The 14,194-nt window shown below is 44.4% G+C and carries 15 protein-coding genes; 13 read left to right on the forward strand and 2 right to left on the reverse strand.

Annotated features, from left to right (window positions below):
* Window positions 1-45: 45 nt before the first annotated feature.
* Both DDR33_RS09255 and DDR33_RS09260 read right to left on the reverse strand, forming a co-directional pair.
* Window positions 46-474, reverse strand: coding sequence for a hypothetical protein (locus DDR33_RS09255; protein WP_146198735.1), 429 nt, complete (start codon window positions 472-474; stop codon window positions 46-48).
* A gap of 12 nt (window positions 475-486) precedes the next feature.
* On the reverse strand, window positions 487-819 hold the full coding sequence (locus DDR33_RS09260; RefSeq protein ID WP_109415489.1) for an HU family DNA-binding protein: 333 nt from the start codon (window positions 817-819) through the stop codon (window positions 487-489).
* Between the two features lie 304 nt (window positions 820-1,123).
* Here DDR33_RS09260 and mutY point away from each other — a divergent pair, with 304 nt between their 5' ends.
* From mutY to DDR33_RS09325, 13 genes are all read left to right on the forward strand, one after another.
* Window positions 1,124-2,185: an A/G-specific adenine glycosylase gene (gene mutY / locus DDR33_RS09265; RefSeq protein ID WP_109415490.1), complete on the forward strand. Its 1,062-nt coding sequence runs from the start codon at window positions 1,124-1,126 to the stop codon at window positions 2,183-2,185.
* A gap of 14 nt (window positions 2,186-2,199) precedes the next feature.
* Window positions 2,200-2,640 (forward strand): single-stranded DNA-binding protein, encoded by a 441-nt coding sequence (locus DDR33_RS09270; protein ID WP_109415491.1) that lies wholly within the window; start codon window positions 2,200-2,202, stop codon window positions 2,638-2,640.
* Between the two features lie 473 nt (window positions 2,641-3,113).
* On the forward strand, window positions 3,114-3,815 hold the full coding sequence (locus DDR33_RS09275; protein WP_109415492.1) for an N-acetyltransferase: 702 nt from the start codon (window positions 3,114-3,116) through the stop codon (window positions 3,813-3,815).
* Window positions 3,816-3,817: 2 nt separating this feature from the next.
* Window positions 3,818-5,017, forward strand: a complete 1,200-nt coding sequence (gene argG, locus DDR33_RS09280) for an argininosuccinate synthase (RefSeq protein ID WP_109415493.1) — start codon at window positions 3,818-3,820, stop codon at window positions 5,015-5,017.
* A gap of 23 nt (window positions 5,018-5,040) precedes the next feature.
* Window positions 5,041-6,042, forward strand: coding sequence for an N-acetyl-gamma-glutamyl-phosphate reductase (gene argC, locus DDR33_RS09285; protein ID WP_109415494.1), 1,002 nt, complete (start codon window positions 5,041-5,043; stop codon window positions 6,040-6,042).
* 35 nt (window positions 6,043-6,077) lie between these two features.
* Window positions 6,078-6,431, forward strand: coding sequence for a four helix bundle protein (locus DDR33_RS09290; RefSeq protein WP_109415495.1), 354 nt, complete (start codon window positions 6,078-6,080; stop codon window positions 6,429-6,431).
* 24 nt (window positions 6,432-6,455) lie between these two features.
* Window positions 6,456-7,583: an aspartate aminotransferase family protein gene (locus DDR33_RS09295; RefSeq protein WP_109415496.1), complete on the forward strand. Its 1,128-nt coding sequence runs from the start codon at window positions 6,456-6,458 to the stop codon at window positions 7,581-7,583.
* A 124-nt stretch (window positions 7,584-7,707) separates the two neighbouring features.
* A complete protein-coding gene (locus DDR33_RS09300; protein WP_109415497.1) occupies window positions 7,708-8,667 on the forward strand; it encodes a Rossmann-fold NAD(P)-binding domain-containing protein in 960 nt (319 codons plus the stop codon).
* Window positions 8,668-8,737: 70 nt separating this feature from the next.
* Complete coding sequence (gene argB / locus DDR33_RS09305; RefSeq protein WP_109415498.1) at window positions 8,738-9,526, forward strand: acetylglutamate kinase; 789 nt, start codon at window positions 8,738-8,740, stop codon at window positions 9,524-9,526.
* Window position 9,527: 1 nt separating this feature from the next.
* Window positions 9,528-10,349, forward strand: coding sequence for a pyrroline-5-carboxylate reductase (gene proC / locus DDR33_RS09310; RefSeq protein ID WP_109415499.1), 822 nt, complete (start codon window positions 9,528-9,530; stop codon window positions 10,347-10,349).
* 5 nt (window positions 10,350-10,354) lie between these two features.
* Complete coding sequence (locus DDR33_RS09315; protein ID WP_109415500.1) at window positions 10,355-11,416, forward strand: M20 family metallo-hydrolase; 1,062 nt, start codon at window positions 10,355-10,357, stop codon at window positions 11,414-11,416.
* A 72-nt stretch (window positions 11,417-11,488) separates the two neighbouring features.
* Window positions 11,489-12,823 carry an argininosuccinate lyase gene (gene argH, locus DDR33_RS09320; protein WP_109415501.1) on the forward strand — a complete coding sequence of 445 codons (1,335 nt, stop codon included), beginning with the start codon at window positions 11,489-11,491 and terminating at the stop codon, window positions 12,821-12,823.
* A 73-nt stretch (window positions 12,824-12,896) separates the two neighbouring features.
* Entirely contained in the window at window positions 12,897-14,153 is a 1,257-nt protein-coding gene (locus DDR33_RS09325; RefSeq protein ID WP_109415502.1) for a pyridoxal phosphate-dependent aminotransferase, read from the forward strand.
* The last annotated feature ends 41 nt before the right edge of the window (window positions 14,154-14,194 follow it).

Genomic DNA, 14,194 nt, shown 5'->3' on the forward strand with positions numbered 1-14,194 from the left:
CGATTGCTTATCGATATATTGAGAAATTCCGGAATCAGTGATAATTTACGTGCTCCTGTAAGCAGACATTATATCCTTTTCCTCTCCCGGATTTTCGTAGCATTTCGTCAGGTAAGACCCGGCATCACGAATCTGCTGATTCTCTATTATACCGGACCTGTTTGCAGCTTTATCAATATTTGGTTCGTCTGCAAGAATAGCTAAGACATACTGAGTTCCCTGCACGGGGTTGTTGCTTTCTTTTGTATAGCTCCAATAACCTGAAATGTGTTGAGTAAGCTCTGGATCTATAAAATCTCCCGTCCTTCCGGAAACAAATTCGGGAGAAACTGCAGCCAAGCCCGAAGCACAGGTTGCAGCTTCTCCCGAATATTGTACTCTTCCTTTAACCAATCCCTTAACATCAACAGAAAACAAAAGCATAGTTAGTACTGCTACTAATCCTGTTATCGCCATTTGCTTCCTTTTGATCATGAGATTGTTTTACTATGCTTCAGTAGCTGTTTTCGCCTCTTCTGCTGCAGCAGCAAGTTTAGTAACGTTACCGTTCTTCACCTTTTCAACAAACACCTTTGCTGGTTTGAAGCTTGGAACAAAATGTTCAGGAATAATGATTGCCGTATTTTTTGAAATGTTACGTGCTGTCTTTGTTGCTCTTTTCTTCACAACAAAGCTCCCAAAACCGCGCACATATACGTTTTCACCATTAACCATTGAATTCTTTATCACTTTAAAAAATGCCTCTACCGCTTCCTGCACATCTAACTTTTCAATGCCAGTTTTACTGGAAATCTCTGCGATAATTTCTGCCTTAGTCATATCTTATTGGGTTAAACTTTTTCGTAAACTCTTAATTGTTTTGGGGTTGCAAAAGTATTGGTTTAAATTGAGAACAGAAAATAAATCAAAAAAAATTTATTTTAACACTCGCAGTAACAGCCACATACATTTCAAAAACGCGCTTTTTGAAGCTATTTTTTACGAAAAACACACAATCTCGTGAGCATTAGCAATGCCCTTTTTACATCATATCAGGAATATATAAGCTCCGGCGCTGAAAGAATCCTCACAAATTTGATTTCATTCTCAGAGAATTTAATTTTGCAGAAATCGGGGAATATCTATGAGTTTTATTGATGAAGTGATCGGGTGGTATAATAACAACAAACGTGACCTCCCCTGGAGAAATACAAATGACCCCTATCTCATCTGGCTTTCTGAAATTATTCTGCAGCAAACAAGAGTGGAACAAGGAATGCCTTATTATCATCGGTTCGCTGAAAAGTACCCCACTATTTCACATTTCGCGGCTGCCGGAGAAGATCAGATCTTAAACCTCTGGCAAGGGCTTGGTTACTATTCAAGAGGCAGAAACATGTACAAAACAGCGCTCATGGTAATGGAAGAACATGGGGGCTATTTTCCCAGTCAGTATGAGAAATTGATAAAGTTGAAGGGAATAGGGGAGTATACAGCAGCAGCAGTTTCTTCTTTCAGCGCGAATGAAGCGAGAGCTGTGGTCGACGGAAATGTCTTCCGCCTTCTGTCCAGATATTTCGGAATCGACGAAGTGATCAACAGCCCTAAAGGAAAAAAAGTGTTCACCCAGCTGGCTAATGAAGTGATCGACACCGGGAGGCCAGGATTGAGTAACCAGGCCATGATGGAATTTGGCTCCCTCCAGTGCCGGCCAGCCAATCCCGATTGCGGCAATTGCCCTCTTCGAACGGGATGCTTTGCATGTAACACCAGTTCAGTTCAGAATTTCCCCGTCAAACAAAAGAAAAAAGCTACAAGAGACCGGTACTTCAATTATATAGTAGTAAGCGATGGAGAAAAGGTTCTCATGAACAAGCGGACAGGAAAAGATATCTGGGAAAACCTTCATGAGTTTCCATTATTCGAAACGTCGCACTTTGTCCAGGCAGAAGAACTGATTACCACACCCGGGTTTAGAGAACTTTTTGGAGAAAATGTTAAAATAAGCCTCGTACATGGCCCCGTAAAGCACATACTGAGTCATCAGCGACTTTTTGCACAGTACATCATAATCAAAGGATTTGAGGAAAACTTCTTAATGAAAAAGCCCTGGTTCTATGCAAAAAATGATACTCTTCACGATCTCGCGCAGCCCAAATTAATTTTTGCGTTTCTGAAAATGTTTCCTACCTTCAATCTGATTTAATCATTTCTTAACTAATGTCGGGCGTTAACAAAGTTATATTAGTAGGACATCTTGGCAAAGACCCTGAAGTCCGCCACCTCGAAGGTGGGGCCACCGTTGTAAACTTCACTCTGGCAACCACCGAAAACTATACAAAAGATGGCCGTAAAGTCGAACAGACTGAATGGCACAATGTCGTAATGTGGCGTGGGCTGGCAGATGTAGCTGCAAAATTCCTTCAAAAAGGTAAACTCGTATATATAGAGGGGAAATTAAGGACCCGGTCTTACGATGACCGGGAGGGTAACAAAAGATATGTTACCGAAATAGTTGCTGAAAACTTCAACATGCTTGGCCGCAGGAGCGATAATGATACTGTTAATCAGCCTGGCGCCGCCAACCAGGGCTCTGCAAAAGCTGAAGAGCATATCGCTGACTTTAATTCCGGCAATGCTGAAGACGACCTTCCTTTCTAAGTAAAAAACCTTCCGGCGGGGCCCTCTGAAACAGTGATTTGTTTAAGTCAAAAATCCGATCTGCGCCCCGCCTGAAACGCCTTTTAAGCCGCCACCATCTTCTCATCCATCTATTTTCTTGACAGTCAGATGAATAAAAAATAAAATTCATCTTGTAATACTAAATTATAATTCGATAATTTTGCACTGTTTTAAAAGATTAAAGCACTGTAAGTCAAAATTAAAAATGAATGTAACCCTCTTTGTCCATATTAATGCAGCCCCGGCCAGAACAGGCCATTCCTGCGTTATGGTACGTGAGCAACATAACAGTGAAAAATTAATTTTAAGACACCGACGACCCTTCATGCCAAGAGTCTGATTCTGTTGGCATCTCTCTCCCCCAGTAAACCGGTAATCCGGTAATAAATAATTTATTTTCTTAAACTTAAAGACCCGATGTAGTCTTATCCGTATAACGGATCATTACAATAATGGACACAAACGAATTTTCTGTAGTAGTAGCATCTGAAGCGCATGCAGGGTATGCAGAACAGATATGTGAAGAGATGGCAGAGTCAGCGAAGGCAAGAGGAACCGGAATTGCACGCAGAAGCCATGAATATGTGGCAAATAAGATGCAGGAAGGAAAGGCCGTTATAGCTCTCCATAAGGATGGCACGTGGGCTGGCTTTTGTTACATTGAAACCTGGAGCCATGGCCAGTTTGTTGCAAATTCCGGATTAATAGTCAACCCTGTCTTCCGTAAATGCGGACTGGCTAAAGCAATTAAAAAGTGCATTTTCGAACTTTCAAGGAAAAAATATCCGGATGCGAAAATATTCGGGCTGACCACAGGGCTCGCTGTGATGAAAATTAACTCCGAATTAGGATACGAACCCGTTACCTATTCTGAGCTCACGCAGGATGAAAATTTCTGGAAGGGCTGCCAGAGTTGCGTAAACTATGATATCCTTACAGCAAAAGGCCGGAAAAATTGCCTTTGTACTGCCATGCTGTATGATCCTGTTGAAAAACAGAAAGAAATCGAGGAAAAACAAAGGTTGCTTGAACTGGAAATGACCAAATCTCAGCGTAAAACTTCTCTGTTTGAACGCATTGAGGAAAAAATCCGTGGTTCAGCAAAAGTTTTACTCTCTTTTATATTACTAATCCCCAAACTGTTACACTTTTAAAAATGAAGAAAAAAGTTGTTCTGGCATTCAGCGGAGGACTAGATACGTCCTATTGTGCTATCTATTTATCAAAAGATCTTGGACTTGAAGTTCATTCTGTGATTGTTGACACCGGGGGATTTAGTAAGGAAGAACTTGAGAACATTGAGAAACGCGCCTATGATTTAGGGGTTGCCTCTCATCATGCAGTCGATGCTGTTAAAGGCTACTATGATAGCTGTATCAAATATCTCATTTATGGCAACGTCCTGAAGAACAACACGTATCCCCTTTCGGTTAGTGCCGAGCGCGTTACCCAGGCTACGGCAATTGCTGAATATGCGAAAGAGATTTCCGCCGATTTCGTAGCCCATGGCTCCACAGGCGCAGGGAATGACCAGGTACGCTTCGACATGATCTTTAACATCCTCATTCCGGATGTGGGCATCATCACTCCCATCAGGGATATGAAGCTTAGCCGGGAAGCAGAAATAGAATACCTGAAACAGCACGGGGTTGAATTCAACGCCGAAAAGGCTAAGTATTCTATTAATAAAGGTATTTGGGGAACATCAGTTGGAGGGAAAGAAACCCTTACTTCAAACGGGATGCTCCCAGAAGAAGCCTGGCCGACACAGGTATCAAAAGAGGGATCTGAAGCGATTGAGCTTGAATTTGAAAAAGGCGAACTAAAAGCTCTGAACGGACAGAAATATGATCATCCTTCAGAAATCATCCAGGCACTTCAGGCAATTGCCCAACCCTATGGGATCGGAAGAGATATTCACGTCGGTGATACTATCATCGGGATCAAAGGCCGTGTAGGCTTTGAAGCTGCTGCTCCAATGGTGATCATCAAAGCGCATCACGCGCTCGAAAAACACACCCTCACAAAATGGCAGCTTACCTGGAAAGATCAACTTTCCACGTTCTACGGCAACTGGCTGCACGAGGGCCAGTTCCATGATCCTATCATGCGCAATATGGAAGCATTCCTTTCTGATACTCAGAAAACCGTTACCGGAAAGGTATTCATACAATTAATGCCCTACCGTTTCCAGGTGATTGGAATTGAGTCTGCCCACGACCTGATGTCCGGCAAATTCGGCAGCTACGGTGAAATGAACAACGCATGGACAGGCGAAGACGTAAAAGGTTTCTCGAAAATCTTCGGCAATCAGGTAATGATATATCATAAAGTAAACGGTTCGGCTGAAGGCTAGTCCGCTGAAATAAGACTGATACAATGCAAAACACAGCAGCAGGTAAAATAAAAGCCGGGATTATCGGAGGAGCCGGATACACAGGCGGAGAACTGTTAAGAATCCTGGTAAACCACCCGGCTACAGAAATAGTGTTCGTTCACAGCAACAGCAACGCCGGAAATTTCATTTACGACGTTCATGCCGACCTCTTCGGCGATACAAGTCTGAGGTTCACCGGTACACTCTCCCAGGATATAGATGTACTCTTTCTCTGTGTCGGACACGGCGACGCGAAAAAATTCCTCGACGCCAACCCGGTAGATGACAGAATTAAGATCATTGATCTGAGTCAGGACTTCAGGCTGGCAACCAGCAGTATGCAGGGAGATAAAGAATTCATTTATGGACTGCCTGAATTAAACAGGAACAAAATCCGCGAAGCTCAGAATATAGCTAATCCGGGTTGCTTTGCTACCTGCATCCAGCTGGCCCTCTTACCACTGGCACAGTCGGGACTGCTCAGCAACGAAGTCCATATCTCTGCTACTACCGGGTCAACAGGAGCCGGACAAAGCTTATCTGCCACCTCTCACTTTAGCTGGAGAAACAACAACACCTCTGTATATAAGGCATTTACTCATCAGCATCTGAAAGAGATCACTCAGTCGCTCAACCAACTAGGCTCTCCGTTACACGCTGACGAACTCAATTTCATCCCTTACCGAGGAGATTTCACCCGCGGCATCATGGCCTCGGTTTATACCGAATGCGCTCTCAGCCAGGAAGAAGCAGAAAAACTATATACTGATTTTTACTCCGCCCATCCGTTTACACATGTTTCTCCTAAAAACATCGACCTCAAGCAGGTAGTCAACACCAACAAATGCCTGCTTCATGTAGAGAAACATGGCAACAAGCTCCTGATCCTGAGCATCATTGATAATCTGCTCAAAGGAGCTTCCGGTCAGGCAGTACAAAACATGAATTTACTCTTCGGAATAGATGAGATGGAAGGACTGAAACTAAAAGCACCGGCATTCTAAGTGTAAAGTTAAAAGTAGAAAGTTAAAAGTACCTGATGCAGGATTATAAAGAACTACACGTTTGGAAAAAGGCACATCAATTCGTAATTGATCTTTACCAAAACACCGCGTCTTATCCTAAAGAGGAAATTTATAATCTCACCACTCAAATAAAACGGGCAGCGTGCTCTATACCCGCTAATATAGCTGAAGGGTGCGGCAGATTCACGCAGAAGGATTTTGCATCTTTCTTACAAAACGCTCTTGGATCAGCGCATGAGGTAGAATATTTCCTGCTTCTTTCCAGAGACCTGGGCTACATTACACTTAATCAATATGAACTTCTAAATAATGAGATATCAGAGGTTAAAGCAATGTTAATTTCTTTCATCAAGAAAGTAAGGCTTTAAACTTTTCACTTTCAACTAAAAGAAATGAAGCTATTCGACGTTTACCCCTTAAATCCAATAGAAATCGCCAGGGGCGAAGGAAGTCTCGTGTGGGATTCCAAAGGACAGGAATATCTTGATCTGTATGGCGGACATGCAGTAATCTCGATCGGACATACTCATCCACATTATGTCCAACGTCTGACAGATCAGTTAAATAAAATCGGATTCTACTCTAATTCCATTGAAATTCCCCTGCAAAGCCAGCTGGCCGCACTTCTTGGACAAGTATCAGGCAAGGATGATTATCAGCTTTTCCTCTGCAACTCGGGCGCCGAGGCAAACGAAAATGCCTTAAAGCTGGCTTCATTTTATAACGAACGTAAGAAAATAATTGCTTTTAAAGGCGCATTCCACGGGCGGACTTCGTTAGCAGTCTCCTGTACCGATAACCCCCGGATCGTTGCTCCTGTAAATAAAACAGAAAACATCATCTTTCTTCCCCACAACGATGAAGCTGCTCTGGAAAAAGCCTTCGCTGAATCTGGGGATGAGATCTGTGCGGTAATAATCGAAGGCATACAGGGAGTCGGCGGCATCAGGGTAGCAAGCGAAAGCTTCCTTCAAAAGATCCGCTCTTTATGCGATCAGTATAATGCTGTCTATATAGCAGACTCTGTTCAGTGCGGATACGGCAGAAGCGGAAAATTCTATTCTCATGACTTTTCGGGTGTTGAAGCAGACGTGTATACCATGGCTAAAGGTATGGGCAACGGCTTCCCTGTTGCAGGGATCTCAATTGCCCCAAAGTTTAAGCCATGGCACGGAATGCTGGGCACCACATTCGGAGGCAATCATCTGGCATGCGCGGCCGCATTAGCAGTCCTCGAAATCATCCAGCAGGATAAGCTGATTGAAAACGCAGCCAGAGTAGGCGCTTATCTGATGTCCGAACTCAGGGGCTTTGAAAAAATAAGGGATATCCGTGGCAGAGGGCTGATGATCGGTATCGATCTGCCCGAAGAACTCTCCCATGTAAAAAAAGACCTGCTGTTTAAACATCACATCTTTACAGGAGAATCAAAACCCAACGTTCTAAGGCTGCTTCCTGCTTTAAATCTGACTAAAGAGCATGCGGACAGATTTTTAGAAGCGTTAAAAAAAGTATTGTAAACAATACCGGGCAGGCTGCGACATTAGAAGCAGAATGCTCGCTTAATAACAAACAATATAATCAATAAAAGGCACGATGCAGGAAGCTGATAGCTGATAGCCGAAAGCCGCCAGCCAATAAAAAATGAAACAATTTACTTCCGTCAAAGATGTTGAGAATGTCACTGAGCTCGTAAAAGAAGCCCGGGCATTAAAGAATAACCCATACGCTGATAAGACCCTTGGAGAGAACAAAACCCTTGGAGTGATTTTCCTCAATCCCAGCCTGCGGACAAGGCTTTCAACGCAAAAAGCCGCTATGAATCTGGGAATGAACGTCATGGTAATGAATATCGATAAGGAAGGCTGGGCACTCGAAACACGCGATGGCGTAGTAATGAACGGAACAACTGTCGAACACATCCGCGAAGCAGCGAGAGTATTCGGTCAGTATTGTGACATTCTTGCCATACGCTCCTTTCCTGGCCTGAAAAACAGGGAGGAGGATTATAACGAAGAAATATTCAATAAGTTCATTCAATTCAGTGGGGTGCCGGTAGTAAGCCTGGAGAGTGCTACCCTGCATCCGCTTCAGAGCTTTGCAGACCTTATAACAATTGAAGAACACAAGAAAGTTCAAAAACCAAGAGTAGTGCTCACATGGGCACCACACGTAAAACCACTTCCCCAGTCTGTGCCCAACGCATTCGCTGAATGGATGTGCCAGGCGCAAAAAGAAGGGCTCATTGAATTTATCATTACCCATCCGGAAGGATATGAGCTGGCAGAACAGTTTACAGAAGGGGCCACGATCATTCATAACCAGGACGAAGCTTTGAAAGGTGCTGATTTTATTTATCCTAAAAGCTGGTCGTCCTATCACGATTATGGAAAAATCCTTCATAACGGAAAAGGTTGGATGCTTAATCTCGAAAGACTGAAGATCACCAACCAGGCTAAAGTTCTCCACTGTCTCCCTGTAAGACGCGACCTTGAACTGGGATCTGACATTCTCGACAGCACCGAATCTCTCGTTGTAGAGGAAGCCGGCAACAGAGTGTGGGCAGCCCAGACCGTACTGAAAAGGATTCTCGAAAATATTTAATCCCATTTCATAATCCATCATTCCGGACAATAATAATCAGGGTTCTTATCTTCGTTAAATACTATTTCTAATGGACAACCTGTATGTAATAAAAATAGGAGGGAACGTAATCGACAACTCGGAGAACCTTCATTTCTTTCTGAACGACTTCGCTTCTCTCGACGGATACAAAATTCTCATCCATGGGGGTGGCAAGCTCGCAACCGACCTGTCGCATACACTAGGTATAGAGCCCCGGCTTGTTGATGGCCGCCGCATTACAGATATTGAAACGCTGAGAGTGGTCACCATGGTGTATGCAGGCTTGATTAATAAAAATATAGTTGCCCAGCTTCAGCGCTATGGAAACAATGCAATTGGTTTAACCGGTGCCGATGCCAATCTGATCAAAGCCTCCAAAAGGCCGGTAAAAGAAGTTGATTACGGTTATGTAGGAGATCTGAACAAAGCCTCCGTAGCGTCAGATAAGCTTGAGCAGCTGCTTCAGTCAGGACTGGTACCGGTCTTTTCAGCCATTACCCACGACGGCGAAGGGCAACTCTTAAATACCAATGCCGACACCATCGCATCAGCAATTGCTGTAGCCATGTCTTCTTCTTTTAAAGTAAGTCTTGTATATTGCTTCGAGAAAAAAGGAGTACTGCGGGATGTAAATGATAATGAATCAATCATCAGGGAAATAGGCTCCTCTGAATTTGAACAGCTTAAGTCTGATAACGTTATTGCAGGCGGCATGCTGCCCAAGCTCCATAACGCTTTTCAGGCTATTCAGAACGGGGTCAGCGATGTATACATTGGCAAATCAGATGAACTCCCTTTTCTGAAAGAACATTTATTCGGAACAAGATTATTTGCATAAAATGGAGAATACAACAGGTACTATAGCCATTCTTGGAAGCGGGAATATCGGCCTCTCACTGGCAAACGGGTTAGTAAAATCAAATTATTGCACTGCTGACAACATCGTACTCACACGCCGTTCCCTGTTTCAGCTTTCTGCTAAAGCAAAAGAGGGATTCAGGGTGACAAGTGATAATGCAGAGGCTGTAAAAGGATCCTCTATAGTAATACTGGCCGTTCTGCCACAGCAACTCAATGGTCTGCTGGCAGAAATAGCCCCGTCCGTTAATCCTGAAAAGCATCTGATTATTTCAGTTATATCAGGAGTCAGCTGCCGGGATATAAAAGTTAAATTAGGTGAAGATGTTCCCGTAGTAAGAGCTATGCCCAATACAGCTATCTCTATAGGGCAGTCTATGACATGTATTGCCTCCGACAATGCAAGTTACCTCAATATGGAAACCGTAGCCGAGATGTTTGAAACCGTAGGTTCGGTAGTACAGATCAATGAAGAGCTGATGACCTCCGCGACCGCCCTTTGCGCCTGCGGCATAGCTTTCTTTCTCCGGGCAATCCGCGCTGCCTCGCAAGGCGGCGTCGAAATTGGCTTTCACGCGGAAGACGCCCTTAAGATGGCCGTACAGACAGCAAAAGGAGCAGCCGACCTGCTTCTCCAGCACAACAGCCATCCCGAACACGAAATAGATAAAGTGACCTCTCCTAAAGGCTGTACCATCGCAGGTTTAAACGAAATGGAGCATAATGGATTCAGTTCGTCTCTCATCAAGGGAATTAAGCTTTCTTCTATAAAAGCCGGCGGCCTTTATAACGAAGACAAATAATCCATATGAAAGAGAAGCTCAAGGAAGAGAGCATTGCTTTGCTTAAAAAGCTCATCGCAACTCCGTCTTTCAGCCGGGAAGAGGAAAACACCGCAGCGATCCTGGAGGAATTTCTGAATGCCAAAGGCTTAAAGATCTCAAGGCAACAGAACAACATCTGGAGCTATAATAAGAATTTCGATCCAGCCAGGCCGACTATCCTTCTTAACTCGCATCATGATACCGTTAAGCCTAATGCCGGTTATACAAGGGACCCTTTTTTTCCCGGCATCCAAGATGGAAAACTTTACGGTCTTGGCAGCAATGACGCGGGCGGGTGCCTGGTGTCCCTGATAGCAGCATTTCTTTATTTCTACGAACGGGATGACCTGAAATATAATCTCTGCCTCGCCGCAACCGCGGAAGAAGAAATTTCCGGAAAGAACGGGCTGGAGCTCATCATTCCTCAACTTGGAACACTGGATTTCGCTATAGTCGGCGAACCTACCCTGCTCGATCTCGCTATAGCTGAGCGCGGACTGATGGTTCTCGACTGTATCTCAAAAGGGAAAGCAGGACATGCCGCCAGGGAGGAGGGCGACAACGCTATTTATAAAGCATTGAAAGATATAGAATGGTTCAGAACATATCGCTTTCCCAGGGAATCCGAACTGTTCGGCCCTCTGAAAATGTCTGTTACTGTCATTAATGCCGGATCACAGCACAACGTCGTCCCTGCTACCTGCGAATTTACGGTTGATGTCAGGGTAACCGACGCTTACCAGAATGAAGAGGTGCTTGACATTATCCGGCAACACGTGTCATGCGAGGTAAACGCCAGATCCACACGCCTGAAACCATCATCAATAAATAAAGATCACCCTATCGTTCTCGCGGGCCTCGCAATGGGCAGGCAAACCTATGGCTCCCCGACTACCAGTGATCAGGCTCTGCTAAGCATTCCTTCTTTAAAAGTCGGACCTGGTGATTCTGCCCGCTCCCATATGGCCGATGAATTTATCTATATAGAGGAAATAAATCAGGGAATCGACTTCTATATCAGTCTTCTGGAGGAGGTAATTTCATGATTCCGGCGGCACAGGTATAGGGAAGCTTAATATTCACCCAATAATTCATAAATCAAAAAATAGTAAATCAAAATGAAGCTCTGGCAAAAAGACAAGGAAGTATCAAAATCGGTCGAGCATTTCACAGTGGGAAATGATCGCGAAATGGATTTATACCTTGCTGCATCCGACGTGCTTGGCTCACTTGCTCATACAAGAATGCTCGCCAGCATTAATTTGCTGGGCGATGAAGATCTTGCACTTGTACAAAAAGAACTTAAAGCGATCTATAAAGATATTGAAGCAGGAAACTTTACCATAGATGAAGGAGTGGAGGATGTCCATTCACAGGTAGAGTTGCTGCTCACGCAGCGTGCAGGCGATGCCGGCAAGAAAATCCATAGCGGGCGTTCAAGGAATGACCAGGTTCTGGTTGACCTCAAGCTTTTTTTTCGCAGCCAGATAAAGCAGCTGGTAGAAAACATAAACACGCTCTTCCATCAGCTGATCAGTCTGAGCGAAGAGCATAAAGACAAACTCCTGCCCGGCTACACACACCTTCAGATCGCGATGCCTTCATCTTTCGGGCTGTGGTTCGGGGCATATGCTGAAAGCCTGGCAGATGATATGGAGCTCATGCTTGCTGCCTGGAAAATCTGCAATAAAAACCCGCTCGGCTCAGCCGCTGGATACGGATCCTCTTTCCCGCTTAACCGCACGATGACAACAGAATTACTCGGCTTCGATTCTCTCAACTACAACGTAGTATATGCCCAGATGGGCCGGGGCAAAACAGAAAGGATCCTTGCCCAGGCAATGTCATCAGTTGCAGCAACTCTTGCTAAGCTGGCTATGGATGCCTGTTTGTTCATTAACCAGAATTTCGGGTTCATCAGCTTTCCCGATGAGCTCACCACTGGTTCCAGCATTATGCCGCATAAAAAAAACCCCGACGTCTTCGAACTCATCCGTTCACGGTGCAATAAAATACAGGCATTACCCAATGAGATCGCATTGATGACCACCAATCTTCCTTCCGGTTATCACAGGGATCTTCAACTATTGAAGGAAAACCTGTTTCCAGCCTTCGGTTCCCTAAACGAATGTCTGGAGATGACCACATACATGCTCCGCCATATAAGGATCAGGCAGGACATTCTTAAAGATCCGAAATATGCCTACCTCTTTAGCGTAGAAGTAGTGAATGAAGAAGTGCTCAAAGGTATACCCTTCCGCGAAGCGTATAAAAGCATAGGAATGCAAATCGAACGCGGAGAATTCAGGGCACCGGACGCAGTAAATCACACCCATGAAGGAAGCATCGGCAATCTGTGCAACCCCCAGATCGTTTCCTCATTCAATTCTGTCCTTTCTGCATTTAACTTCAGGAAGGTCGATGATGCTATAGGATCATTAGTAGCAGAATAAGTAAAATAAATACAGGGATACTGTTAAGATCTATTTAACAGATTTTATCTAAGTTTGAAGCAAATTTTCCAGTATGAGCGTTTCGCAGTTAGCAAAAAATTTAAAAGGCTCTGAAATCATTAAGATTGCAGGTGAGATCAATGAATTAAAGAAGCAGGGTCATAAGATAGCCAATCTGACTATAGGCGACTTTGATTCCACAATATTTCCAATACCAGATACACTGAAAGATGGAATAAAGAAGGCATACGACGAATACCACACAAATTATCCTCCGGCAGACGGCATCCCCGCTTTACGCGAAAATGTCAGCCAGTTCTTAAAAGAAAGATATTCACTTGATATCTCTGTATCAGAGATCCAGATATCCAGCGGCTCACGACCTTTAATTTACGCTACATACCTTGCGCTGGTCGACCCTGGTGATAAGGTCCTTTATCCGGCACCATCCTGGAATAACAATCACTATTGCGACCTCACCGCAGCTAATGGCGTAGCCATCTCAGCTACGGCAAAGAACAACTTCATGCCTTCAGCAGATGATATCAGGCCGCATGTAAAAGGAGCTACTCTTCTGGCTCTTTGTTCTCCTCTCAATCCTACAGGAACGATGTTCTCTAAAAAGGATCTGGAAGAAATCTGTGATCTTGTCCTGGAAGAAAACAAAAGCAGAACGGCTGGAGAAAAGCCTCTGTATATTCTCTATGACCAGATCTACTCAATGCTCACTTTCGGCGAGCATCAGCATTATAATCCACTGTCGCTGCGTCCGGAGATCAAAGATTATGTCATCTTTATTGACGGCGCATCCAAATGTTTCGCAGCCACAGGCGTACGGGTCGGCTGGGGATTCGGCCCAGCAGCGATCATCGAAAAAATGAAAACAGTGATCATGCACATGGGAGCCTGGGCACCCAAGCCCGAGCAGGTAGCTATGGCTTCATTCCTGAAAGATAAATCCTCAGTAGACAGCTATCTTGTCAGCTTTAAAGAAAAGATCCAGGAAAGCCTCCAGGCTCTGTTCACCGGCTTCCGCCAGTTAAGATCAGAAGGCTTCGCTGTTGACGCTATAGAACCAATGGGTGCCATATATCTAACGGTAAAAATTGATTACACCGGCAAAACTACGCCAGATGGCCAGACACTCAATACAAGTGAAGACATAAACTTTTATCTGATTAAAGAAGCCCGTGCAGCATTCGTTCCGTTCTCCGCTTTCGGTACTGAAAGCTCCGTAAACTGGTTCAGGGCATCAGTCGGCGGTTGTTCTCTTCAGGACATAACCGAAATGCTCCCGAGGATCAAGGAAGCACTCGCTAAATTGAGTTAAAAGCAAAAAGTGGAAAGTTAAAAGTACGACATCGCACCAAT

The organism is Pararcticibacter amylolyticus (assembly GCF_003130405.1).
GTDB classification, from domain to species: Bacteria; Bacteroidota; Bacteroidia; order Sphingobacteriales; family Sphingobacteriaceae; genus Arcticibacter; species Arcticibacter amylolyticus.